The organism is Psychromonas sp. MME2 (genome assembly GCF_040566515.1).
In the GTDB taxonomy this organism is placed as follows: Bacteria; Pseudomonadota; Gammaproteobacteria; order Enterobacterales; family Psychromonadaceae; genus Psychromonas.
The window spans coordinates 53,777-79,768 of record NZ_JBEWXI010000014.1; the positions used below are offsets into that span (position 1 = coordinate 53,777).

General features: G+C 40.6%; 19 protein-coding genes, 3 tRNA genes and 2 pseudogenes. 9 read left to right on the forward strand and 15 right to left on the reverse strand.

Features of this window, described 5'->3' with window-relative positions; genetic code table 11:
• The first annotated feature begins 104 nt into the window (after window positions 1-104).
• A complete protein-coding gene (gene ansA, locus AB1A03_RS14910) occupies window positions 105-1,118 on the forward strand; it encodes an asparaginase (RefSeq protein WP_354625411.1) in 1,014 nt (337 codons plus the stop codon).
• A gap of 213 nt (window positions 1,119-1,331) precedes the next feature.
• Here ansA and AB1A03_RS14915 read toward each other — a convergent pair whose 3' ends face one another.
• A complete protein-coding gene (locus tag AB1A03_RS14915) occupies window positions 1,332-4,739 on the reverse strand; it encodes a hypothetical protein (protein ID WP_354625412.1) in 3,408 nt (1,135 codons plus the stop codon).
• Window positions 4,740-4,903: 164 nt separating this feature from the next.
• Between AB1A03_RS14915 and AB1A03_RS14920 the strand changes: the two genes are divergently transcribed.
• Entirely contained in the window at window positions 4,904-6,022 is a 1,119-nt protein-coding gene (locus AB1A03_RS14920) for a LuxR C-terminal-related transcriptional regulator (RefSeq protein ID WP_354625413.1), read from the forward strand.
• A gap of 221 nt (window positions 6,023-6,243) precedes the next feature.
• On the opposite strand, the gene AB1A03_RS14925 is transcribed toward AB1A03_RS14920, so the two are convergent.
• The 5 genes from AB1A03_RS14925 to AB1A03_RS14945 all read right to left on the reverse strand — a co-directional run bounded on the left by AB1A03_RS14925 (window position 6,244) and on the right by AB1A03_RS14945 (window position 9,852).
• On the reverse strand, window positions 6,244-6,879 hold the full coding sequence (locus AB1A03_RS14925; protein WP_354625414.1) for a TIGR04219 family outer membrane beta-barrel protein: 636 nt from the start codon (window positions 6,877-6,879) through the stop codon (window positions 6,244-6,246).
• A 24-nt stretch (window positions 6,880-6,903) separates the two neighbouring features.
• Window positions 6,904-7,353, reverse strand: coding sequence for a copper chaperone PCu(A)C (locus AB1A03_RS14930; RefSeq protein WP_354625415.1), 450 nt, complete (start codon window positions 7,351-7,353; stop codon window positions 6,904-6,906).
• A complete protein-coding gene (locus AB1A03_RS14935) occupies window positions 7,350-7,559 on the reverse strand; it encodes a hypothetical protein (RefSeq protein ID WP_354625416.1) in 210 nt (69 codons plus the stop codon). The genes AB1A03_RS14930 and AB1A03_RS14935 overlap by 4 nt, the downstream gene beginning before the upstream one ends.
• A gap of 78 nt (window positions 7,560-7,637) precedes the next feature.
• Window positions 7,638-8,135: an acetolactate synthase small subunit gene (gene ilvN, locus AB1A03_RS14940; protein WP_354625417.1), complete on the reverse strand. Its 498-nt coding sequence runs from the start codon at window positions 8,133-8,135 to the stop codon at window positions 7,638-7,640.
• Complete coding sequence (locus tag AB1A03_RS14945) at window positions 8,128-9,852, reverse strand: acetolactate synthase 3 large subunit (RefSeq protein WP_354625418.1); 1,725 nt, start codon at window positions 9,850-9,852, stop codon at window positions 8,128-8,130. Before AB1A03_RS14945 ends, ilvN begins: the two co-directional genes overlap by 8 nt.
• Window positions 9,853-10,153: 301 nt before the next feature.
• Between AB1A03_RS14945 and prfB the strand changes: the two are divergent.
• Both prfB and lysS read left to right on the forward strand, forming a co-directional pair.
• Window positions 10,154-11,251: pseudogene (gene prfB / locus AB1A03_RS14950) on the forward strand (peptide chain release factor 2).
• A gap of 34 nt (window positions 11,252-11,285) precedes the next feature.
• The gene (gene lysS / locus AB1A03_RS14955; RefSeq protein ID WP_354625419.1) at window positions 11,286-12,803 is read left to right on the forward strand and encodes a lysine--tRNA ligase; all 1,518 of its coding nucleotides are present in this window, start codon (window positions 11,286-11,288) and stop codon (window positions 12,801-12,803) included.
• Window positions 12,804-12,913: 110 nt separating this feature from the next.
• Here lysS and msrC read toward each other — a convergent pair whose 3' ends face one another.
• From msrC to rpsF, 7 genes are all read right to left on the reverse strand, one after another.
• The gene (gene msrC, locus AB1A03_RS14960; protein WP_354625420.1) at window positions 12,914-13,375 is read right to left on the reverse strand and encodes a free L-methionine (R)-S-oxide reductase MsrC; all 462 of its coding nucleotides are present in this window, start codon (window positions 13,373-13,375) and stop codon (window positions 12,914-12,916) included.
• Between the two features lie 60 nt (window positions 13,376-13,435).
• Window positions 13,436-15,283 carry a sensor domain-containing diguanylate cyclase gene (locus AB1A03_RS14965; RefSeq protein WP_354625421.1) on the reverse strand — a complete coding sequence of 616 codons (1,848 nt, stop codon included), beginning with the start codon at window positions 15,281-15,283 and terminating at the stop codon, window positions 13,436-13,438.
• A gap of 278 nt (window positions 15,284-15,561) precedes the next feature.
• Window positions 15,562-17,226: a methyl-accepting chemotaxis protein gene (locus tag AB1A03_RS14970; protein ID WP_354625422.1), complete on the reverse strand. Its 1,665-nt coding sequence runs from the start codon at window positions 17,224-17,226 to the stop codon at window positions 15,562-15,564.
• Between the two features lie 192 nt (window positions 17,227-17,418).
• Window positions 17,419-17,871, reverse strand: a complete 453-nt coding sequence (rplI, locus tag AB1A03_RS14975; RefSeq protein ID WP_354625423.1) for a 50S ribosomal protein L9 — start codon at window positions 17,869-17,871, stop codon at window positions 17,419-17,421.
• Window positions 17,872-17,887: 16 nt separating this feature from the next.
• Window positions 17,888-18,115, reverse strand: a complete 228-nt coding sequence (gene rpsR / locus AB1A03_RS14980; RefSeq protein ID WP_019613652.1) for a 30S ribosomal protein S18 — start codon at window positions 18,113-18,115, stop codon at window positions 17,888-17,890.
• A 9-nt stretch (window positions 18,116-18,124) separates the two neighbouring features.
• The gene (gene priB, locus AB1A03_RS14985; RefSeq protein WP_354625424.1) at window positions 18,125-18,430 is read right to left on the reverse strand and encodes a primosomal replication protein N; all 306 of its coding nucleotides are present in this window, start codon (window positions 18,428-18,430) and stop codon (window positions 18,125-18,127) included.
• 14 nt (window positions 18,431-18,444) lie between these two features.
• Entirely contained in the window at window positions 18,445-18,846 is a 402-nt protein-coding gene (rpsF, locus tag AB1A03_RS14990; protein ID WP_354625425.1) for a 30S ribosomal protein S6, read from the reverse strand.
• 923 nt (window positions 18,847-19,769) lie between these two features.
• Here rpsF and AB1A03_RS14995 point away from each other — a divergent pair.
• A pseudogene (locus AB1A03_RS14995) lies at window positions 19,770-20,342 on the forward strand (DUF481 domain-containing protein); the annotation flags it as partial.
• A 40-nt stretch (window positions 20,343-20,382) separates the two neighbouring features.
• On the opposite strand, the gene rlmB reads toward AB1A03_RS14995, so the two are convergent.
• On the reverse strand, window positions 20,383-21,123 hold the full coding sequence (gene rlmB, locus AB1A03_RS15000) for a 23S rRNA (guanosine(2251)-2'-O)-methyltransferase RlmB (protein ID WP_354625426.1): 741 nt from the start codon (window positions 21,121-21,123) through the stop codon (window positions 20,383-20,385).
• A 31-nt stretch (window positions 21,124-21,154) separates the two neighbouring features.
• A complete protein-coding gene (rnr, locus tag AB1A03_RS15005; RefSeq protein ID WP_354625427.1) occupies window positions 21,155-23,644 on the reverse strand; it encodes a ribonuclease R in 2,490 nt (829 codons plus the stop codon).
• Between the two features lie 171 nt (window positions 23,645-23,815).
• Between rnr and AB1A03_RS15010 the strand changes: the two genes are divergently transcribed.
• The 4 genes from AB1A03_RS15010 to AB1A03_RS15025 all read left to right on the forward strand — a co-directional run bounded on the left by AB1A03_RS15010 (window position 23,816) and on the right by AB1A03_RS15025 (window position 25,967).
• Window positions 23,816-23,892 (forward strand) — tRNA-Arg (locus AB1A03_RS15010).
• Window positions 23,893-23,933: 41 nt separating this feature from the next.
• Window positions 23,934-24,009, forward strand: a tRNA-His gene (locus AB1A03_RS15015).
• 124 nt (window positions 24,010-24,133) lie between these two features.
• A tRNA-Pro gene (locus AB1A03_RS15020) sits at window positions 24,134-24,210 on the forward strand.
• Between the two features lie 515 nt (window positions 24,211-24,725).
• The gene (locus tag AB1A03_RS15025; protein WP_354625428.1) at window positions 24,726-25,967 is read left to right on the forward strand and encodes a leucine-rich repeat-containing protein kinase family protein; all 1,242 of its coding nucleotides are present in this window, start codon (window positions 24,726-24,728) and stop codon (window positions 25,965-25,967) included.
• Window positions 25,968-25,992 lie beyond the last annotated feature (25 nt).

Below are 25,992 nucleotides of genomic sequence, written 5' to 3' on the forward strand. Positions count from 1 at the left end.
AGTGGCTATGTCTATTCATTAATTTCATAATAGGGCGCAAAAGCACGTTTTACGTGTGTCGATACAAGTTAGCAACGTTATATAAAGAATAAAAGAGAAGTGCGATGAACCAGAAAAAACGAATTTATATTGCTTATACTGGCGGAACTATTGGTATGAAACCTTCTAAAGATGGTTTTATTCCAGCGGTAGGGTATCTGTCACAAACCATCGCGAATATGCCTGAGTTTTATCATGATGAGATGCCTGAGTTTGAGCTTTATGAATATAACCCCCTGATTGATTCAGCGAATGTTTCCCCTCAAGTTTGGAATACGCTGGCTCTAGATATTCAAAAACGTTATCACGATTTCGATGGTTTCATTATTTTGCATGGCACCGATACCATGTCCTATAGTGCATCCGCGCTCTCCTTTTTATTTGAAAACTTATCTAAGCCGGTAATTATTACTGGATCGCAAATTCCACTCTCTCAATTGCGTTCCGACGCGCGTATTAATCTATTAAATTCGCTCTATCTCGCGGCTTACCATCCCATTAATGAGGTGTGCCTGTTTTTTAATAATCAGCTATTTCGTGGTAATCGTACCACTAAGCAGTATGCCGATGGCTTTGATGCCTTTGTCTCTCCCAATTATCCGGTTTTGTTGGAGGCGGGAATTGAGATAAAAAATATTGCAGGGGTGACGCAAAGTTCGGTGAATACACGTTTGCGCGTTACCGAGATTGAAAGCCAATCGATCGCTATTTTACATCTATTTCCAGGATTAGACTCGCAAGTGCTCGAAAACCTTTTAAAAAGTCCAATTAAAGCCTTGGTATTATTGACCTATGGTGTGGGCAATGCACAACAAGATGACTCTCTTTTAGAGACCTTAAAAGAGGCGAGTGATCGTGGTGTGTTAATTGTCAACTGCAGTCAATGTTTGAAAGGTAAAGTTAATATGGATGGCTATGCAACAGGGCATGCCTTATTAGAAGCGGGGGTTATTAGTGGCTTGGATATGACCACGGAAACCGTGATCGCTAAATTATATTACTTACTTAGCCAAGGGCTTTCTAATAAAGTGATTCGCGAATTATTAGGGACGAATTTAAGGGGGGAGTTAGGGCGTTAAACATGGTCTGCTAATACCCTATTTATACCCATGATACTTCAAGATGCAAAGTCAGCAGAAAAAGAGTGCCGAGATGCGAGGCAAAAAATTGAAGTATAGTTATACCTCATGTTACGTCTTGCTCTGGTATCCGAGCTAGTGCCTGACATAACATGGGTATAAATGTTTTACCTTTAATTATTTTGCCGTAAAAATCAGGTTAATGATGCTGCATCAGTTTGCATTGAGTGTAAATTCACCACTCTCATCACCATCGACATAACTAAAGGTTAAGCTGCCATTAACGACTGGCAGAGCAAGCACAAAAGAATTGCTTGGGTTATTCAGGTAGTCGGAAAGACCTGAGCTGCCATTTTGATCATCGATGATAGAGGTTACTGTTATTGCTCCTGTCGCACTATTATAGCTAAAGGTTCCCGACTCTGTTCCTGTCGGTGATTCACCATCACCTATTTTTTGCTCCATTACATAGGTCATATCACTGTTAAATTGAAATGCGACATAATCATTAGCCCATGTACCAATTAAGTGTTCAATTTGTAATACAGCAAGTTTTGCTTCTGCTTGACTTTCATCTAAGTAAAACTCACCTAGCCAGTTACTCCACATGAAGTGGTTGGGATCCGTGTCGATTGAGTCAATGCCTAACCAATAGCGTTGATAAGCATTAAACCAGTTCCATGGTGTATCTGTCGTCGGCTCGGCAAGGAAGAAGTTATCAGCGGCGTTTAATACCAGCCAGCCATCTTTAAAACCGTTATTGGTTAGGGTAACGGGACTCATTGTATATTGGCCATCTGTGACAATAGGATGATTACTGACAAAGTACCACGTTATCGGATTTCCATGCTCATCGTAGGCAAAAGACGTTGTGGTAATCGGTTGATTGTAACGGCTTAAGCCTGCAATAACCTGTTCATCAATTTCTGAAAGCGCTGTGCCGCCTGCGCGCGCAGCTTCAATTTTTCCTGGCAGATCAACAATTGACTGTGAGCCCCATTGTGGAAAAGTGTAGCCAACCCAGATACCGTTGCTTTGTTTTTGGAATATTTTGTAGTTTTGGCCAGTATCTTCGGTGTCAACGGTAAAGTCATAACCGGCAAGTGGATAGTGCGTCCAGGTAACAATTTCATTATTTTCTGTTGCACTGACCGATTTACGAGTTGAAGAATATTCTTGGAAAAGCAAACCATTCGGATTTTCCGCATCAACCAGTTTAATATTGGCTTCATCCTGCTGATCCAGTACATAACGTTTACCGGCGTAGATATGTACACCTTGATCATTTAAACTTTCGCTGGTTTCGTACCAGTAAGAGGTTAAGGTATCAGCTTTACCGTTTATGTAGCTATAGTCTGCATACTCTTCATCAATGCCATCTGTTGGATTTGCCCAGACAGGACGTTTATAGTTGAGCTGGTATTGATTTTCCGCGATGACAGTAAACTGTATGTGTGAGTTAACGGTCGTGTCAGCGTTCCAGTCATCATGTTTGTCTATGGTAGATAGTGCGCCATTTTCGTCAACCATCACCGTTTTATGCTCCGCATATTCAGCCTGTAAAGCTGATATATTAGTGTGATCAAATCCTGCTGCTGGATATTGCATAAAATCTGTTGTGGTGGTTATTCCTTTATCGCTCTCTTGCCATGTTACGGTGACGTTGGCAACAAAATCAACCTGAGATAGGTCATCCGGATGAGTGGTTGATTCAGGATTAAAGATACCATCATAGTTCCTTCCTCCTCCATTATTGCCCCCTTCAAGTGCGGCATCAGACTCATCGACATACATTAAGAAGTTTTCACCACTAGCTGTTCTATTACCGATATCAATTGCGGCACCGATAAATTGAGCGTTACCATCAAGGTTGAAGTCATATTTCCATGCACTAATTCTGTTAAAACTGCCATCTGTTTTTAATAGGTCCAATATTTCGTTATGACCATAGTGAACACCATTGAGTGCGGTATAAGAGATCATGGTTGCCGTTTGTATATCACCATTATTGAACGTTTGAATATATGTTTCTGTATTTACTGCAACAATGGTTACTTTTCTAAATACAGGGTGGATAAATGGTGTTGTATATGTTTTGTTGCTAAACGTATCAAGCACAGATTTATCAGGATCATTGGCATAAGCATCGCTATTGTCACCGATGCCATCTTGATCGGTATCTGCGTTTTCAGTCGCATCATTTGGGAAGGCATCGCTATTGTCACCCACACCGTCTTGATCGCTATCTACAGTTTCTGACGCATCATTAGGGAAGGCATCGCTATTGTCACCGATGCCATCTTTATCGGTATCTGCGCTTTCAGTCGCATTATTTGGGAAGGCATCGCTATTGTCACCCACACCGTCTTGATCGCTATCTACAGTTTCTGACGCATCATTAGGGAAGGCATCGCTATTGTCACCCATACCATCTTTATCGGTATCTGCGCTTTCAGTCGCATTATTTGGGAAGGCATCGCTATTGTCACCCACACCGTCTTGATCGCTATCTACAGTTTCTGTCGCATCATTAGGGAAGGCATCGCTATTGTCACCCATGCCGTCTTTATCGGTATCTACTGTTTCAGTCGCATCATTAGGGAAGGCATCGCTATTGTCACCCACACCGTCTTGATCGCTATCTACAGTTTCTGTCGCATCATTAGGGAAGGCATCGCTATTGTCACCCATGCCGTCTTTATCGGTATCTACAGTTTCTGTCGCATCATTAGGGAAGGCATCGCTATTGTCACCTACACCGTCTTTATCGGTATCTACAGTTTCGGTCGCATCATTTGGGAAAGCATCGCTATTGTTGCCCATGCCATCTTTATCACTGTCTAACCATTCGCTGGCATCTGTTGGAAAAGCATCTTTATCATCAATGACACCATCATCATCCGTATCGATTTTTGTCGCTACAGTGATACTACCGTCTTCTTCTTTAACTAAACGTTGCTCTTCGGTTAGTACTTTCACCGTCTCTAAGTGCGTCGTTAACTGCTCATCAAGATTACTATTATCTTGGCTAATTTCCTGTAATTTTTGTTCAGACTCAGGCAGTACGCCTAACTCTACGACTGCATTAGCTTTTGCTGCGATATCACCTTGGTTGGCTGCAATATAATCCCCAAGTAAGGCGTCTTCGACAATACCTAACTCTGTTGCGACAGCTGTCATTGCTTGCTGCTGATCCTGGCCGTTATCCATTTTTATTTTAACTAAGGTGGAAAGCGGAGATATGACTGTTTGACCCGCTGGTGCGGATAATAAAAATGGAGTGGTAATTGCGATGCCATTGGGATTGCTTACAGTCACAGTATCTTCATCAATTGTTTGTGCTGCAATTGCCTTGACAACAACCGAGTATTGCTCTGGATTGCTGATATTGGTTGTATCTAATATGGTTAAACCACCTTCTCCAGAAAGTGCCTCTGGCTCTCCTAAATCTAATTGATAATTACCATTTAGATCAAGCCATACTTGCGCGTTGCGTAGATATCCATCAATTGCATATACTGAGTAGCTAGTCGCGGTGGCGTTATCAGATGATGAACTTCCTCCTCCACAACCTACCAATGGTGTTAGACCTAATGCCAGGACAAGCGGATGTAATTTCATAATTAACTCCTTTTATATTATGCTTTTTACTGAGATGTTAGGTTTCACAATAATATAAAAGTACCGCTGCAAATACCCCCATTTGGGTATAAACTGGTAATTGTTTGATATATCATTGATGTATAGCCATTTTCTGAAGCTTAATGATTAATAGGGAGTTGCATATGGTTGAATCTGACTGTGAGCGGTTAATACAATCGTTATATACTGCTTTAGTTCAGCCTGCTGGTTTTAAACCATTTTTAAAGCAATTCGTTCAGCGTTGTAATCTACTTTCCGCTGCCATTGTGGTGTTTAATGAGTCGCTAGAAAGGGAAAATATTATCTGGATGGAGGGGTTGGATATTAGCGATGCATCACTTTTTTTGCAGCAGAATAGCAAGAAAGATCCTTTGATTATGCGTTTGAGTGAAGCGTTGCCTGGTGAGTTGATTACCATGGGGGATTGTGACGCAGAGTTAATGCTACAAGTAAATCCAGATTTTTTTCAGCGTTTAAATAGGGATCTTGATATTTATTATGCTGGTGGAAGCGTGTTGAGTTATGAGTCTGAATCGAGCTGCCAGTTCTTTTTTCATCGAAGTAAAAATCAAGGTGAATTTTCATTGCAGGAGAATCGCTTTATAGAAAGAATCATTCCACACATTCAACATTCAATGCAGCTTTACCAACTTAAATTGAAATATGATCAACCACATTTGATAAGAAAATTATTATTCAATCAAATTCAGTTACCTGTTATTTTATTGGATGAGCAAGGTTATGTGGCTGATTGTAATCAACAAGCAGAACAGTTTTTATCTTCGCATAACTATTTAAAGAAAGTTAATCAGACCTTGCATTGGATAAATGTTAAAATTAATCAGCGTATTCAGCGTGCAATACAAAGATGTTTACAACAAAACTCAATCTGTAATATTCAACTATCTGGTGATGATGCAATCCCTACCACATTAACATTTGCACCTTTGTTTCATAAACAAGGCCGCCATGCTGGTGTTGCACTTTTCATTTACCATCGACATCTTCCCTGTGTGAATAGGGAGCTGTTATCTCAATTATATAATTTATCAACCAAAGAAAGTCTAATTTGTAGTGAGTTGGTAAATGGTCACTCACTATTGGAGGTTGCGAAAATAGCTAACTTAAGTTATGAAACCGTTAGGAGCTATTTAAAAACAATAATGAAAAAAACAGCAACGAAGCGGCAGAGTGAGTTAGTTGTCAAGGTGATGACCAGTCCGGCTTGCAACATTATGCACAAAGAGCAATTGGTCATATAGATGAATGGCATTAGCTGTAATGGCGGTGTCTCTTATATGCCTTTTGTTGTTTTTTATGCTGGGGGTGAGAATGGGGATGTTGGTTCTGTTCTTTATTCTAACCGGTATCAATTACAGTCCCCGCGTGATGTGTTTAAGCTACGCTTGTGCACATTTATGGCGGGGATTGTTATCAATGAGCGTAGTCCGTTAAGCACTCGATCATTTAATGTGACGAACTATTAGAAATGTGCTTCCAGACCGATAAATGGCCCCTTATTTTCTTGTTTAAAGCGGTCTATTTTTGCCTCTTGGTAGCGGTAACCTGCTCGTAGGGAAAAATTTAATAACGCAGAATTCGGATTGAATGTATAAGCAAGGCCAATTTCTGCGTCTGTTGCATCATCATCGTTGATAGAGCCGCTAATAACTTCAGTGAATGCATGCATAGCAATACCTGGGATATGCACTTTTGCAGCACCGTAAGCTTGCCCTAAATTTGTGCTTAAATTGTCGTAGTCTGTTTCAACACGGGTGTATGCCAGACCAAAGTCCAACTCAAACAAGCTGTTATCAAGTAGTTGGTAATACAAAATGGCATTCTTTGATGAACTGTCAATGTTCTTCGAGTCTGCACTGTGTTCACCACTTAAGTCTGAGTATTTGATTTTTGCATTGGGGACGAGTGGAATAAAGTGCTCAAATGCGAGATACCCCGAAAAGTTATTCGTGTCATCAAATCCATCCGTATAGCCATTGGCTGTATGATTGGTTTTTGTTTTGCGGTAATCAACACCTGCATATACGCCTAAGAAATCAGCCATAGTTGGCATGCTTATAAGGCCAGCCACAACGGCTGCGCAAATCTGTTTTTTCATTGTTAATCCTATTGATTGTAATTATTAATTGGTTTTATTTTTATGCATTACAGTTTTTTTGATCGGTGCGTTAATCGTCATCTCTTCACCATTATCAAATAACAATTTCACTATAACAGACTTATTCTCTTTCAGGTCCTCTTTTAAGCCAATAAACATTATATGCAAACCACCAGGTTGTAGTATTGCTTGCTGCTTCGCTGGGACTTCAATTTTTGCAACCTGACGCATTTTCATTAACCCATCTTGCATTATATGGGTGTGTAATTCGACGCGTTCAGCAATATCAGAGCTAGCTGAAACAAGATTGATGTTTTGTTCGCTACTATTGCTTATCACCATAAAAGCTGCACTATTTTGTGCGTGTGGTGGTGTTGCTCTGACGTAGGCGTTGTCGACAGTCAGTGTATTTGCAAGCAGAGTGTTACTGAGCAGTAAGCTCGCTAGTATCAGTGCGTAATTAAAAATTTTCATGGTTGATCCCGTTCCTTGTTGAAAAAGAGGTAATAGATAATCATTGCTAAAATAATCCAAAATGCAAATTTAAAGATAAATGCAATCGTATTCAACAAGATAAAGCTCAAAATGATAATAGCCCCGATACAGATTAAGCTAATAGTTGATAAACCAAACATAAATAGAATAAATGCAGAGAGTAATAATGCACCTAACTCGAACATAACCGCTCCTAGTAGAAATAAAAAATGCAAAGCCAGAATTCTGAGCTTTGCATTTTATAGGGTAATCAGTTTTACCATTTAACCGCGTAGTGCTTTTTCACCGCGTGCGATACCACAGACACCAGAGCGAACAACCTCAACAATTTCACAGGTATCTTCAAGTGTTGCAATAAATGCATCAAGCTTAGAACAAGTACCACTTAGTTGGATGGTGTAAAGGTTTTGTGTGATATCAACAATTTGGCCACGATAGATATCGGCACAACGTTTTATCTCTTCACGAGTATCATTTAATGTGCGAACTTTTACTAATAAAAGTTCACGTTCAACATGTGGGCCTTCAGTTAATTCCGATACGCGCAAGACATCGACCAATTTATGTAATTGTTTCATCATCTGTTCAAGACGTGCTACATCGGACACTTCCGTGGTGATAGTCATGCGTGATAACGTTTTATCATTGGTTGGTGACACCGTTAATGATTCAATGTTATAACCGCGCTGTGAAAAAAGCCCAACAACGCGAGAAAGTGCACCTGATTCATTTTCAAGTAATACAGAAATAATACTACGCATTAGTTTGCTCCGTTTTGCTTAAATACATATCTTCCATGCTACCGAACTTAATTTGCATTGGGTAAACGTGCTCCTCTGGATCAATCATGACATCAATAAACACGACGCGATCCTTGAGTTCAAATGCACGTTCAAGCGCAGGCTCAAGTTCATCAAGAGTATCAACTTTGATACCAACATGGTTATAAGCTTCAGATAATTTAACAAAATCAGGAACACTATCCATATAGGAGTGAGACTGACGGCCACCGTAGAACATTTTCTGCCACTGTTTTACCATCCCCAAAGAGCGATTATTTAGTAGGACAATAACAACGGGGATGTTGTATTGCATACAGGTTGAAAGCTCTTGGATATTCATTTGAATTGAACCGTCACCAGTCACACAAACAACGGGACGATCTGGATAAGCAATTTTACAGCCGATAGCAGCAGGTAGACCGAAGCCCATTGTGCCTAAGCCACCCGAGTTAATCCATTGACGCGGCTCTTTGAAGGGGTAGTAAAGCGCTGCGAACATTTGGTGTTGGCCTACATCAGAGGTGACAATGGCATCCCCATTGGTAACTTTGTATAAACTTTCAATTACCTGTTGTGGCTTAATGTGGCTATTCGATGTTTTGTAAGCAAGGCAGTTTTTAGCGCGCCAAATATTAATTTTATCCCACCACTGTGCTATTTTTTCTGCGTCATTTGTTTCCTGCGTGACTAGTAGCAAATCAAGCATTTGCTGTAAAACAATCTCTATAGAACCAACGATAGGCAGGTCAACATGAATATTTTTTGAAATTGAAGTTGGATCAATATCAATTTGCATAATTTTAGCGTTTGGACAAAATTTTTCGACATTATTGGTAACACGATCATCAAAACGCGCGCCTAATGCAAAAATAAGATCTGCATTGTGCATGGTTAGATTGGCTTCATAGGTGCCATGCATACCCAGCATACCGATATTTTGTTTATGTTGCCCTGGAAATGCCCCTAACCCCATTAACGTATTGGTTACGGGTAAGTTTAATTTTTCAGCCAGTTCAATGATTTGTTTAGATGCATTACATGCAATGGCACCACCACCAACATAAAGTACAGGCCTTTTAGCTTTGAGTAATGCGTTTAAGGCGCGTTTTATTTGCCCTTTATGACCACTAAAGGTTGGGTTATACGAGCGTAAACTGACACTTTTTGGGTATTCATAGGGAAATTTATTCAGTGGGTTTTGCACATCTTTTGGTAAATCGACAACAACGGGACCTGGTCGTCCAGTTGATGCAAGATAGAATGCTTTTTTGATGGCAATGGGTATTTCTTCTGCTGTGCGGCATAAGAAACTGTGTTTTACGACTGGGCGAGAAACCCCAATCATATCCGTTTCTTGGAATGCATCATCACCAATCCAATTGGTGGGTACTTGTCCTGAAAGTACCACTAATGGAATAGAGTCCATATAAGCTGTTGCAATGCCTGTAATACAGTTTGTCGCACCTGGTCCTGCTGTTACCAGAACGGTGCCTACTTTGCCCGTCGCTCTTGAATAAGCATCTGCCATGTGTACGGCTGCTTGTTCATGACGAACTAAATAGTGTTCAATATCGCTACATTGAAAAATAGCGTCGTAGATATCTAATACGGAACCGCCAGGATAACCGAAAATATGCTCTATACCTTCATCCTGTAGTGATCGGACAACCATTTCAGCGCCAGATAACATCTCCATAACTTTCTCCTAATATACAATTGGTAAATTGCGTCGCTTCTAACCTGTATCGGGTTAGGGCGAACCTTGTTATACGAACGTTGTACTTTACGGCAATGAAAAAAAATTGCATCCCCGCGTTGATAAAAAAACAGGAAATTTATTGGTTTTTATCCACTTTACGCTCGTTGAGCCAAAAAATGGCGGTTAATGGCAGAAAAAGATAGTGAACAAATTTACTTATTTTCTTTATGCTCTATATATTTCAGCGGATATTGGTTAAAATTCGGCTCTTTTCGTCAGCAATCAATAGAGATTTTTAATGTTTGAAGTCAATCCCATTTTAAATAAAGTAAAAGACCTAAATGAGCGAGCTAATTTGCTCCGGGGGTATCTTTGACTACGATGCTAAATTAGAGCGTTTAGAAGAGGTTACCCGTGAGTTAGAATCACCCGATGTATGGAATGACCCAATCGAGCCCAGGCATTAGGCAAAGAGCGTAGTTCACTGGAATTAGTGGTGGAAACGATTGATGAATTGGCCACTGGCACGGAAGAAATTGAAATGCTAGTTGAAATGGCCGTTGAGGAGTCTGATCAAGATAGTTTTGATGAAGCGCAAAGCCAAACGGATGAATTAGAAAAAAAATTAGAGATGCTTGAGTTTCGTCGTATGTTTTCAGGAAAACACGATGCAAGTTCATGCTATTTGGATATTCAATCAGGCTCTGGTGGCACTGAAGCGCAAGATTGGGCAAATATATTATTGCGCATGTATTTGCGTTGGGGTGAAGCTCACGGTTATAAAACCGAATTAATGGAAGTTTCTCCTGGGGATGTCGCGGGTATAAAAGGGGCAACGATCCGTTTTGCTGGCGAATATGCTTTTGGTTGGTTGCGAACTGAAACTGGGGTTCACCGTCTTGTTCGTAAATCGCCCTTTGACTCAACGGGACGTCGTCATACATCATTCGCATCAGCCTTTATTTATCCTGAAATTGATGACGATATTGATATTCAGATTAATCCCGCGGAATTACGTATTGATGTATATCGTGCATCAGGTGCAGGTGGACAGCATGTTAACACCACTGAATCAGCGGTACGTATTACTCATGTGCCAACCAATATAGTGGTGCAGTGTCAAAATGACCGTTCGCAACATAAAAATAAAGATCAAGCAATGAAGCAGTTAAAAGCTAAGTTGTATGAATATGAACTGCAAAAGCAGAATGCACAAAAACAGGCGAGTGAAGATAATAAATCGGACATCGGTTGGGGAAGTCAAATTCGTTCATACGTTTTAGATGATGCGCGCATTAAAGATTTGCGAACCGGTGTTGAAAGCCGCAATACTCAAGCGGTACTCGATGGCGGTTTGGATAAATTTATTGAAGCGAGCCTGAAATCAGGTTTGTAATAAAATTTTTAAAAGATTAATAACAGGAATTATCATGTCAGAGCAAATAAAAGAAGAAGCACCACAAGAAGAGTTAAATGAAATACTGGCACAGCGTTTAGCTAAATTGAATGCGATGCGCGAAAAAGGCCAAGCATTTCCAAATGACTTCCGTCGTGCCAATATCTCCGATCAATTACATCAGTTATATGAAGCGAAAAGCAAAGAAGAGTTAGAGGAGCTTGCCGTTGAGGTGAGTGTTGCTGGTCGCATGATGACTCGTCGTATCATGGGTAAAGCAAGTTTTGCGACAATCCAAGATATGGGGGGACGCGTACAGGTTTATGTTGCTCGTGATAACCTAGCAGAAGGTTTCTATAACGAAGAGTTTAAAAAATGGGACTTAGGCGATATCGTCGGCGCTAAAGGTGTTTTATTTAAAACGCAAACCAACGAGTTAAGTATTAAAGTCAGTGAAATTCGCATTTTAACCAAAGCATTGCGTCCATTACCTGATAAATTTCATGGGCTTTCTGATACCGAAGCGTGTTACCGCCAACGTTACCTTGATTTAATTGCTAACGAAGCGTCACGTAAGACGTTTATTTTACGTAATAAAATCATTACCGCTATTCGCCATTATTTAACCGATCGTGATTTCATGGAAGTGGAAACACCGATGTTACAAGCGATACCTGGTGGGGCAACCGCTCGTCCATTTGAAACATTCCACAATGCTTTAGATTTACCTATGTATTTACGTATCGCGCCTGAGCTAAATCTTAAACGTTTAGTTGTTGGTGGATTTGAGCGTGTTTTCGAAATAAACCGTAGCTTCCGTAACGAAGGGGTTTCTACTCGTCATAACCCTGAATTTACCATGATTGAGTTTTATCAAGCCTATGCCGATTACATTGACTTAATGAATTTGACGGAAGATATGCTGCGCACTATTACTGAAAATGTATTAGGTTCGAGTATCGTTAAATACGGTGAGCAAGAGTTTGATTTTGGTGCTCCTTTTGTGCGCATGACCATGAAAGAGGCGGTACTAAAATATAACGAGGGTATAGAAGCAAGCGAACTTGACTCAATGGCTGGGCTTAAAGCGGTGGCTGAGCGTTTACATGTTAACCTGAAAGAGGGGTGGGGTGAAGGTCGTGTGTTAACTGAGATTTTTGAAGAGTCTGCTGAACATCAATTGTTACAACCGACTTTCATTACTGCCTATCCAGCAGAGACGTCTCCTTTAGCGCGTCGTAACGATGATGACCCAACTGTAACTGACCGTTTTGAGTTCTTTGTTGGTGGTCGTGAGCTAGCGAATGGTTTCTCTGAGTTAAATGATGCACAGGATCAAGCGGAACGCTTTATGGATCAAGTGGCACAGAAAGAGTCGGGTGATGATGAAGCAATGTTCTATGATGCCGATTATATAACTGCACTTGAGCATGGTTTACCACCAACAGCGGGTGAAGGTATCGGTATTGACCGTCTAGTTATGTTGTTCACTGACAGCCATACTATTCGTGATGTATTACTGTTCCCACACATGCGCCCACAAGCTAAATAAACCTAACCGAGAGGTTGGATATGAAAAGCCTCGCTAATTAGCGGGGCTTTTTTTACTTAGCAATCTATGGCTTGGATTCTATGAAGGCATCTTCGATAAACATTGTATGGTTAAAAGCCAAGCTTCTCTTGAATCTGTTCAATAAAATAGCTTAACCCTTGCTGATCTAATTCGCTGAATCGGTTTATAATTGGGCTATCGATATCTAGCACGGCAACCGCGATGCCATCGACACAAATCGGCAGCACAATTTCAGATTGGCTCGCGCTATCACAGGCGATATGGCCTTCAAATTGATGCACATCGGCAATGCGCTGAATTTGGTTATCTGAAAATGCTTTCCCACATACCCCTTTATTTAAAGGAATGCGTATACAGGCAACCTTGCCTTGAAATGGACCTAATACAAGTTGACTCTCTTTTAGCAGATAAAAACCAACCCAATTGATGTTATCTAAATTCATATTGAGTAGGGCGCTAATATTGGCAAGATTGGCGATTAAATCCGCTTCATTTTCAATAATAGATAGCGCTTGTGTAGTGAGTAATTGGTACTGTTCTAAGGTTTTCATTATTTATCTTTTAAGTTGTTAAATAGATCTCTAGTGATGCTTTGAGTGGTATAGGGCTGACTAGATTGCCACTTTATTTCTACCTGTTTCCTTGCCTTTATATAAGGCAAGATCTGCACGTTTGAATGTTGTATCAAAAGATTCACCATATTGCGCTTCAGCTAAACCAATTGTTGCGGTTATGTGAATATCATGACCAGACATTTTTATGGTTGTTTGCTGAATCATATTGCGTAATTTATTAGCGACCTCTGCCGCGCCAAGCAAATTTGTTTCCGGCAATAAAATAATAAACTCTTCGCCGCCCCATCGTGCCACCTTATCTTGCCCACGGATATTTTGCTTAATTATGTTAGCTGCGTTTTTTAATACTTCATCGCCGCCATCATGGCCATATTTGTCGTTAATGTTTTTGAAATGATCTAAATCTAAGATTCCTATAGAGTATGTTTTTGCACTACGTTTAAAGCGAGCTTCTTCATGTTGTATTATCTCTTGAATACCATTGCGATTTGCTACTTGAGTAAGGGGATCTGTTTGCGCTATCTTTTTTAAACGTTGGTTGGCATCGGCTAATTCCGCTGTACGCTCCTTAACTTTGGCTTCAAATCTCAATGTTAGATTTTCTAAAATTGTATTACGACGTGTCAGGCGTTTACTTAAATTTTCATTGTTTATAAAAGCGAGGTTAAATTTTACGCCAGTCATATAAGCCTGTGATAGTACATAAATTGCTAAACCTAAACTACTTAAATAACTACTAATAATAAGTTCACGGGCATATAAAATATCATTGACAACGCAGCCCCCTAAAATCATACTCGCCAGTAAGATAATGCCCGCTCCAGTTTGCTTTGCTTTACACGCTAGTACCACCACATAAAGTGCATAGACTACATAAAATAACGATAGCAGCTGCATAATAAATACGGTGAAATGATTCTGGTAAATTAAAAGCACCAGGCTTAATAATATGGCAATGAGATAGGTGCTAATAAGGAAACGTTTATTAAAATAGGCCGGAAAGCTCAAGTAATTAAAATGCATGATGAGTGGGCCAGCAATGAAAAAGGTAAGGTGCTCTACCCTATCCATTTGTAAAAAGGTTAATTCGGGCAGATAATTTAAGATGATATAGTTACCGATAAAAAATTCACGTCCCCCTAAAACAAAACATATTAGGGCAAATATCAGGGGTAATGAGTCCGTTTTTCTTAATGAAAAAAGTATCAGGTTATACAGGGCAATGGCCAATAAAAAGGCAGCTAGAAATATGCTCTTCATCGCGCTCATTTTATCATTTTGATAAATGAGCTCTGCATCGCCTATCGTTATCGGGTAGCGAATACCTCCCCAATCTGTTTCGAAATTTGCTACCTGCAGCGTAAGGTGAATAACTTCTTTCTCTGTATCTAGTTGTAAAATACGCGTTTTATAACGCGGCACTTGATCATTTTTATTTTGTGCAGCATTTCCAGATATAACAAGTAGTTGATCATCGATATATAGACGATAGGCTGAATAAATAATGGGTAAACTAATTGCCAGTGGCTGTTTATGTTTGCCCCGTGTTATCTGTAAATAGTAGGTACCAAAGCCATCTGTTTTACTTACTTGTGGCTCAAACTGAGTAAGCTTCCAGTTTGCAGGAACATTGATCGGCTTGGCTTGCGCTATATTCTCTTGTATCTCTTGATTAGTTAAAAATTGGTTATAAAAAAATAACCACTGGCCATTTAAATGAAGTGTTCGACTTTGCTTAATGGCTGAAGAGATATCGATTATACCATTTTTAGCGTGGATCTTTGTGTGGCTTAGCTGAGATTTATGCCCGCTAAATATTGTGATGACAATAATCAGGATGAAGGTAATTATCACAAAAAGGTAACGGTTGGGCATTGCTATCATTAATCCTCACCTGTTAATTAATTTTGCATATTATCATTATGTTGTTTTGGTAACAATGTAGTCGCTACGAGGAGAAGATGTTACTCATACTTTTATTGATCTAGTTTGGCTCTTGGGACTAAGCCGAGAAAAATGCCCATATATCGATATCGCCTCAGGACACTTTACCAGTTGCAAGCGTCCATAGGGAAGAAAATAGCACCAATCTGCGTTGTTATAAAATTACGATGCGGCAGACCGTGCAAACAAAAACTTCCCTATGGGGTTATTTAAATCAATTATATTTTAAATTGACTGACTAACTGTTCAAGTTTATCTCCCTCACTGGATACGTTGCGGCTGACGGCTTCTGCTTCTTTACTGCTCTGTGTGAGTATGTTGACAATGTCCTGAATCGCATTGATATTACGATTAATTTCCTCTGTCACAGAACTTTGTTCGGTCGATGCCGTGGCTATTTGTGTGGTCATATCATTAATTGAATTAATCGCAGTGGTAACTGCCCCGAGGCTTTCTGAAATCGCCTGTGATGAGTCTACTGAGCGGATGCTTCGCTCTTGGCTAAGTTCCATTGCGTTAACTGAAAGTGTCACTAAACGATGCAATTCAGAAAGCATATCATTGATCTCTAACGTACTCTCCTGCGTACGGCTAGCAAGGCTGCGTACCTCATCTGCAACAACGGCAAAGCCGCGTCCTTGCTCTCCTGCACGTGCAGCTTCGATGGCTGCATTAAGTGCTAATAGGTTCGTTTGTTCAGCGATGCTGCCAATAACGGTGAGTACGTTATTAATTTTTTTCGATTGTTCACTCAGCGAGCTCATACTCTTTGCCGCACCATTGATTTCATCGACTAAACCTGAAATTTCAAATAATGAGGTATCTACACACTCTTGAGCGCGCATCACATCTTTGGTGACATTTTGTGTTGCATCAGCCACATGATTAGTATTACTGGCTACTTCATGGGCCGTTGATGACATTTCGGTAATGGCCGATGCAACTTGCTCTGTTTCATTATTATGACTGAGTAATTGGGTGGCGATATCACTGCTCTGTTTGTACATATCATCGCCAGCTTGGTTGATTTTTATGGTGACGGCATTGATATCGCTTATTGTGTGTTGTAGTTTATCAACGAATAGATTAAATGCCCGACCGAGTTGTGCTATTTCATCTTTACCTTTGACACTAAGACGTCGCGTTAGGTCTCCTTCACCCTGTGCAATATCATTAAGGTTGTTCGCCATATTTTTGATCGGATTAACAATTCGGATTGCTGCCAGATAGATAATGATGATTGTCACGATGATTAAGGCGAGTGATATCAAGGCAAGCATCACCATTGTTTCTTGCAGGGTTTGCTTTGCCATTATCGCATATCCATCGATGACTGTTTCAATATCATCAATATAAGCGCCAGTTCCTAGCATCCAGTTAGTGTTAGGGATCATGGTTGCATAGCCGAGTTTTTCAATTTGAGTCTGTGAGCCTGGCTTTTGATAAAAGTAGGAGAAATTACCATCGCCTTTTTGTGCGGCATTAAGTAAACCTACAACTATTTTAGTCCCTTTAGAGTCACTTAAGCTGAGTAGGTTTTTTCCTTCTAAGTCAGGTTTGAAAGCATGAAATATGTTATTACCCTGAGTATCGTAGATATAAAAATAGCCGGCATTACCAAAACGAAGATCACGAAGCGCTGCCTTAATGTCCCCTTTATCTCCAAGTGATTTTTGATAGCCCACTATCCCTACTGCAACTTCTGTTATCTCCTTAAGTTGTTTTTTTCTCTCTTTAATTAAGGTAGTGCGGAATGTATCAATATCATGGTTAAGAGCCTCAACATTAACGGTATAGGAGACAGAAACAACCGAAATTAGAATAATAATAAGCGGTAAAAGGGTAAGTATGAGTAATTTATTAAGTAATGTTAATTTGGACATGGCGCACTTCCTTGCTACAGAGATAATGTGTTTATTTTATCTTATTGCTAATAGCGATGAATGTGATTGGGATCTTGTCATGTAGCTATTATGCTATGCGGATGTGATGAGTGGCACGCTATTAAAAAATAATTGGATAAAAAAATACCTGCACAGGGCAGGTATTTTTATGCTTGAACGTGTTAGGAGAGATTACTCTGCTGCTACCACTTCAAGATTAACAATTGTTGATACGTCAGAGTGTACTGAAACAGCAATTTCGTATGTACCAGTGTGGCGTAAAGCGCCTTCAGGAAGACGTACTTCACTTTTAACAACAGCTACACCAGCCGCTGTGATTGCATCAGCAATATCACGCGTACCGATTGAACCGAATAATTTACCTTCATCACCAGCTTTAGATGCGATAGTAACAACTTCTAGTGCTTCTAGTGCTGCACCACGTTGTTGCGCAGCAGCAAGGTTTGCAGCTTGCTTAGCTTCTAATTCAGCACGACGTGCTTCAAAAGCTTCTAAGTTTGCTTTGTTTGCTGGTACAGCTTTTTGTTGCGGGAAAAGGAAGTTACGTGCGTAACCTGCTTTAACGTTAACTTTATCGCCTAGTTTACCAAGGTTAGCAACTGTATCTTGTAGGATAATTTCCATAATATATAGCTCCTATTTACTTGTGTAAATCTGTGTAAGGTAAAAGTGACAAGTAACGAGCACGTTTAATAGCGCGCGCTAATTGGCGTTGGTATTTTGCACTTGTGCCAGTAATACGGCTTGGTACGATTTTACCACTTTCTGTGATGTAATTTTTTAACGTAACTACGTCTTTGTAATCAATTTCGCTAACACCTTCAGCGGTGAAACGACAGAACTTACGACGGCGGAAGTAACGAGCCATGGTATTTCCTCAAATTTGTTCTATGTACTTAGCATGCAATACGAGTTTACCAAGCTTATTGGCGCTTTGGTGATAAGTGATAAAGCCACTTACTCTAATTTGCATCCCTTTCGATAATTTATGTTTCAACTGATTAGCGAGTGTTCCACTTGCTGCAACGGGCATATAGCAAAAAACGTTGCGTGGTAACTCTGCTTCTTCTTGCATTGAATTATGTTCAATCACAAAATTGCAGTGTTCAATACCTGCCGGACTTTTTTTGAATGTAGGTTTTTCTGTTACTACACCTGAAAGTCGCAAAAAGTTATCAGTCACTAAGTTACTTATGCTTAAGCGTCTGCTTCTTCAGTGTCTGCTGTGTCCGTATCGAACTCAGGGCGTGGAGCACGAGGAGCACGTTCAGAACGCTCTTCTTTTGCTTTTGCCACTACAGATGCTTCAGTAATAGGTGCTTTAGTACGCATGATCATGTTGCGGATCACTGCGTCGTTGAAACGGAAAGCAGTTTCCAAATCATCGATTACGCTTTGCTCAGCTTCAATATTCATAAGAACATAGTGTGCTTTGTGTAGCTTGTTGATTGGGTAAGCCAGTTGACGACGGCCCCAATCTTCTAGGCGATGAACAGTACCACCTGCTTCTGTAATAGATGCAGTGTAACGCTCGATCATACCATTAACTTGTTCACTCTGATCAGGGTGAACCATAAATACGATTTCATAATGACGCATATAAAAATCGCTCCTTACGGGTTAGTAGCTTCTTAATTTGGCTCAACCGTACCAATAGAAGCAAGGAACAAAAAGGGTGGTTGATTTAAGGCGACAAAGTGTACAGCTTAGCGTAATCTGGTGCAAGCTTTGATTATGCTAATTATTGATATTATCTTAACGTATTGCATCTAATTGATTAATCTCTAATATAAGTATATCTCTTTTTGGTTTTTTAACTGTTTTATTGAGTTCACCTTGTTTAATTCTCGATTTTTATTGGTTTTTACAATTTCTCTTGCGTTACTTTCTGTCGTTATCATCTCATTGGATAATGAAGATAGTAAGCTTACCTTTAGCTATTTGCCGGCACAAGAGAATGTGCGACTTGAGCAAGCTAGGCAGCCCCATGCTGAACAACTTTCGCAGCATCAACTTTCGCAGTATCAACTACAGGAAAGCTCTACGCCTCCTTCATTTTGGTCGATGGAAAGTCACATCGCTTATAATAATGCTGAACTAAAACAGCAAAAAGCGTTGCATCAGCGTTTATTAAAAAAATCTCAAAATCAAGCTGAGCAGTTAAAACAATTTATCGCAGAAAATAACGCCCTACAGGAGCAGTTACGTAAACGTGAACAAATGATACAAGAGCAGAATGCTCATCTAGAGGCTACTCGTCAGCAATATCAAGCATTGCAAGTGGAGCTCTCCGAAGCTCAAAAAATGCAAAAAGATGAAGATCTATTGATGGCACAAAATAAAGAGATGAAATTTAAAATTGATAGTCAGCCGGATATTATTAAGCGCCCTAAACATAACGAAGATAGTAGCCCTGATAAAATTCAGCAAAAAAAGAGACCTATAACCCATTATCTGGTTCGGTTCAGTTTGGTTATAGCTATGAGCAGGACAATAATGTCAATCGTTCCCTTGATGGGCGTCTTATTGTCGATTATGAAATACGGGACAAGTATAAAATTCATAATGACCTTTATTTTGAATTTGAAGATGAAGATGGCAAAACCAAAACATCTAAACAACGTTGGCAATTGCAGGGTGATTATCATTTAGCTCCGGAAGACTTCATCTATTCTCGAAGTGATATGCAACACGGGCGTTTTTCTAGTTATAAACGTGAAGATGTATATGCAGTGGGGTATGGTCGAAAAATATTGCATAGCGATAAACATACGCTTAATGCCGAGTTTGGGCCTGGTTATAAAATAGCACAACCTAATGAGGGGGAAGATGAGATCACGATTAACGAAGCGATTATTCGTGCCTACTATTTCTATAGTTTTGTTTTCTCAGATGCATTGCAATTTTCTGCAGAAGGGGCGGTGCAAACGGGGCGAAAAAGTTCAACCTATAATTCAGTAGTAAAAGCGCAGAATAGAATTTATCAAGAGCTGTATTTGGTTTTTGACTTGGATTATACCTACACAACGACAGTGCCTGAAGATACCAAAAATCGTGAAGTGACGAGTGGATTAAAGCTCCTTTATGCATTTTAGAACGCATGCAACATTTTCATTGCACGCGTTCAAAAGGATCTTAACGGCGCTGACGAACTACTTCAAATAGACAGATGCCCGTTGCCACTGATACATTCAAACTAGAAACCGCGCCCGCCATCGGTAATTTTATCAGTTCATCACAATGTTCGCGTGTTAAACGGCGTAAACCTTTGCCTTCAGCACCCATCGCCAATGCAATACCACCAGAAAGTTTACAATCGTAGATGCTTTGTTCAGCTTCTCCAGCAGTCCCGTAAATCCAAATTCCTTTCTCTTGTAAACTGCGCATCATACGCGCGAGGTTAGTAACATGGATAAGCGGGATTGATTCGGCAGCCCCACAGGCAACTTTGCGCACAACGGGCGTTAGGCTCGCTGAATTATCTTTTGGAATAATGACCGCGTGAACGCCTGCCGCTTCAGCACTACGTAAACATGCACCAAGATTATGAGGATCGGTTACCCCATCTAAAATTAGTAGAAAGGGAGGTACATCTAACTCGTTTAAAATGGGTTCTAAATCATTATCCGTGAGTATTTTAGCTGCTTTAACGCGCGCCATGATACCTTGATGCTGCTCGCCATCGGATTTATCATCCAATGCCTTGCGTTGCATCTCCTGTATTGATACTCCCCATTCACGCGCTTTATTTAGAATTGCGTTAAGGCGTTCGTCATCACGCCCTTTGAGTGCGTATATTTCGATTACGCGCTCTGGTTGTCTTTCTAGTAACGCATCAACGGCATGCATGCCATAAATTAATTCACTTTTACTCATCGTTTTCTCTAATATTTAAATGGATTATCAGCTATTCGCCTTTTGCTTTGGCTTTATTTCGCTCGGCACGGCCGGGGCGTTTTTTCTTCGCTGTTGTTTTTTTCTTTCTCGATGTAGGGGTGTTTTTTTCACCCTGTTTTATTTTTTTCTTCTTTTTTGCCTTTGCTTTTTTCTGTTGCTCCGCGCTGTTTTGATCGATTTCACGGATCACGGGTTGATCGCTCATTTTATTTTTTTCTTTACGATTTCGGCTGTTTTTGGCACGGCGATCGATTGGGCGCTCATTCTCTCTTGCTGCCGTTGTCCGAGCTCGTTTTCGTTGTCCTGCCGCTTCTTGGTCGGCCAGTTCAAAATCGATTTTCTTATCATCTAAGTTAACCGATAATACTTTCACATCTAACACATCGCCAATACGGTAAGTGCGACCTGTACGCTCACCTTTCAAGGTTTGTTTGCCCGCATCAAAGATGTAGTAATCGGACAGTAGGCTGGTTACATGCACTAATCCATCGATATGAATATCGTTCAAACGGACAAAGAAGCCAAAATTGGTCACCGCAGCGATGGTGCCCGTCATGGTATCACCAACGTGATCTTGCATATATTCACATTTTAAGGCATCAGCAACGTCACGCGTTGCATCATCAGCACGGCGTTCGGTCATTGAGCAATGCTCACCGAGTACTCCCATCTCATCATGTTGATAATGGTAACCACCGGTATTTGTCCATTTCGATTTTTGTTGCCCATTCTCTTGCTGTGCAATTAAGTATTTAATGGCGCGATGTAAAATAAGATCTGGGTAACGACGAATTGGCGAAGTAAAGTGAGAATATTCAGCTAATGCCAGACCAAAATGACCGAGATTTTCATCTTGATAAACAGCCTGTTTCATCGACCGTAATAACATGGTTTGTAAAAGCTCACTATCTTCTCGATCCGCAAATTGTTCGGCTAGATTAGCGTAGTCGCGAGGAGCAGGGCTATCGCCACCTTCTAAACTTAACCCTAATTCCGCAAGGAAAGAGCGAAAGTTTGCTAGTTTCTCTTCACTTGGCGTTTCATGGACGCGATATAGTGCTGCGGCTTCTGCCTTTTCAATTAATAGAGCAGAGGCAACATTTGCTTGGATCATGCACTCTTCGATGATCTTATGCGCATCATTGCGAATTAAAGGCTCTATCGATTCGATTTTACGTGCTTCATTGAATATAAAGCGCACTTCTAGCGTTTCAAACTCCATGCCGCCACGAATATGACGCGCCTTTTTAAAGGCTTTGTAGAGATTTTCTAACTCTTCGAGATGGGGGACTAAAGGTTTGTAGTGGTCTCTTAACGCTTCATCACCTGCTAAAATTTTAGCAACTTTGGTATAAGTAAAGCGCGCATGCGAGTTCATCACTGCTTCATAAAATTTATAATCTTTTAGCGTGCCATCCTTCGAGATCACCATCTCACTGACCATACATAAGCGGTCAACTTGGGGATTTAATGAACATAAACCATTGGATAAGACTTCTGGCAGCATTGGGATAACTTGGTCAGGAAAATAGACCGAGTTACCACGATTAATCGCTTCTTTATCTAATAGGGTTCCGTGACGCACGTAATAGCTGACATCGGCAATCGCCACCCATAAGCGCCAACCGCCATCGGTTTCACGTTGACAGTAGACAGCGTCATCAAAGTCACGCGCATCTTCACCATCGATGGTAACCAAAGGTAGTTCACGTAAATCAACACGACCAACAATGGCATGCTCAGGGACAAATTCAGCAAACTGTTTGAGTTCTTTATCTAACCCCTTAGGCCATTCATGGGGAATATCGTGGGTACGTATTGCGATTTCCACTTCCATCCCCGGTTCCATCGCTTGTCCGAGTACTTCGGATATTTTTCCCTGAGCCGTGAAACGCGCCTTTGGACGTTGAGTTATTTCTACAACAACAATTTGCCCATGACGTGCGCCACCATTATTTTCTTTGCTGATTAAAATTTCTTGATTAATACGCGAATCATCCGGCACCACAACGGCAATACCCTCTTCGACAAAATAGCGCCCAACAATGGGTTCTTTGCGGGCATCGAGTAAGCGTACAAAGCGTGCTTCGGTACGCCCTTTGGCATCGACTTTGACAGGTTGTGCTAAAATGGTATCACCATGAAATAGAAAGCGCATTTGGTGATTAGGTAAGAAAAGGTCATCGCCACCCGCTTCGCTTTTTAGAAAACCAAAGCCATCCTTATGGCCAATCACTTTGCCTTTCACTAAATCAAGTTTTTCAGGTAACGCATAGGTGGCATTACGGCACCAAACTAATTGACCATCTCGCTCCATCGCTTTTAAACGACGGCGTAACCCTTCAGCTTCTTCCTCACTGCTTAATGAAAAAGCCTTAAAGAGGGCGTCACGAGTTATCGGCTTCGCTTGCTTTTCCATGTATTCTAAAATGAATTCACGGCTTGGAACGGGATGCTCGTAACTTTCTGATTCGCGCTCTAAATGGGGATCTATGGTCATATTGTTGCTCTCTTATAATATATTACTGAAAGTATATCCGAAAATAGCGATTGCATCTTATTAATATGGCTCAATCAGCAACTTAAGTTAAATAAAATTAAAAAAAGTAGTAAAAAGTAGTAGACAGAAAAGATAACTCCCAGTATTATCCGCGCCACGCTAAAGATGTGAGCACCCGTAGCTCAGTTGGATAGAGCGTTGCCCTCCGGAGGCAAAGGCCACAGGTTCGACTCCTGTCGGGTGCACCATATTTCGGTAGGCAGCTTGGTAGCGTAAATAAGTTTTAGTGGCGGATGTAGCTCAGTTGGTAGAGCCCCGGATTGTGATTCCGGTTGTCGCGGGTTCAATCCCCGTCATTCGCCCCATCTTTTCTCGATGTAAAACAAGATTCTCGGTGATTAGCGCAGCTTGGTAGCGCATCTCCTTGGGTTTACAAAGAGTTGGACCAGGGTCTGACCCGTAATATGTAAAGTCTTAAATATAGATTTTCGGTGATTAGCGCAGCTTGGTAGCGCATCTGGTTTGGGACCAGAGGGTCAGAGGTTCGAATCCTCTATCACCGACCACTTTCAGAAAGACCGCACTTGCTGCGGTTTTTTTTTCGCCTGAATTTCGTAATAGTCACAATACTTAAAGTCGCTTTGGAAGTATAAAAGTTTAGCTAGATAGTAGTGTTAGTATCACATAAAAGATTGCTCAGACATCAAGCTGTCGCTTGTTCGCTCCATCTATCACCGACCACTTTCAGAAAGACCGCACTTGTTGCGGTTTTTTTCGCCTGAATTTCGTAATAGTCACAATACTTAAAGTCGCTTTGGAAGTATAAAAGTTTAGCTAGATAGTAGTGTTAGTATCACATAGAAGATTGCTCAGACATCAAGCTGTCGCTTGTTCGCTCCATCTATCACCGACCACTTTCAGAAAGACCGCACTTGTTGCGGTTTTTTCGTCTGCAGTTTGTCATCATTCTTTAAATATAGATGCCTTAAACAATAAATTTTTCAAGCTAAGCCGACAGTGCTTGCTCTTTTCTAGTAAACTACTGGGCGTTTTAAATATCACCTATTATGGATTACTTATTTTGCATACTCTCGCTCAGTTACGATCAGGCAAACTCACTGGTATTCAGCGTTTAACATTATCAGAACAATTAACTTCCTTCCCATTAGAGATTTTATCCTTGGCGGATAGCTTAGAGATCCTTGATTTATCGAACAATCAATTAAGTTCATTGCCCGATGAGTTAAAGCAGTTAACTAAGCTGAAAATTATTTTTGCCTCTCATAATCACTTTGAAACCCTCCCTGAGGTGCTTGGGCAATGCGAAAATTTAGAGATGGTCGGTTTCAAATCTAATAAAATCAGCGATGTACCAGAAAATGCTCTCCCACCTAAACTGCGTTGGCTTATTTTAACGGACAACCGTATTGAAATCTTGCCAAACTCTTTAGGCGAGCGACCTAGACTGCAAAAATTGGCATTGGCGGGTAATTTATTAACTCATTTACCGCACACTTTGGCTCACTCTCACAACCTAGAGTTAGTGCGAATTTCAGCGAATCGATTAACGGAATGTCCGCAGCAGTTGCTCGATTTACCAAAATTGGCATGGTTTGCCTTTTCAGGTAATCCCTTTAGCCAATCTGATCTCCGTATTGACTCTGTACCTGTTGTGCCATCAACAAGCTTTACACTATGCGAGGTATTAGGGCAGGGGGCTTCTGGTGTTATATCAAAGGCGCTTTGGAATCAGCCGCAACCAGACTTACCTGATGCTATTGCCGTTAAAGTGTTTAAAGGTGAGGTCACCAGTGATGGTTATCCGCAGGATGAATTGCAAGCGTGTTTAAAGCTGGGAAATCACGTGAATCTTGTGCGGTCATTAGCGCAGGTCGATGAAAAAGGGTATTTAGCATTAATTATGAACTTAATACCTGACCATTATCGTAACCTTGGGTTACCACCCTGCTTTAAAACCTGTACACGTGATACCTTTGCCCCTGATTTTACTTTGTCCATTGGGCAAATTGAAAAAATAGTGGCACAAATGGAAGAGGTCTTTAATCATTTACATGCCAATCAAGTTTGTCATGGGGATTTGTATGCGCACAACACGCTTTTTGATGAGCAAGCTAATATCATTTTTGGTGATTTTGGCGCGGCGACGATGTACCACATGTTAAGCTCTACAGAGCAACAGAAAATAAAGCAGATTGAGTATCGAGCCTACTGCTATTTTATTGATGATCTGCTTAGTGTTTGCGCGGAAGAAGATAAAAATAGTGTTAATTATCGACAGTTAAAGCTGAGGGTAGATTCTTAAAAATATTTTAAACGTTGAGAGGGTG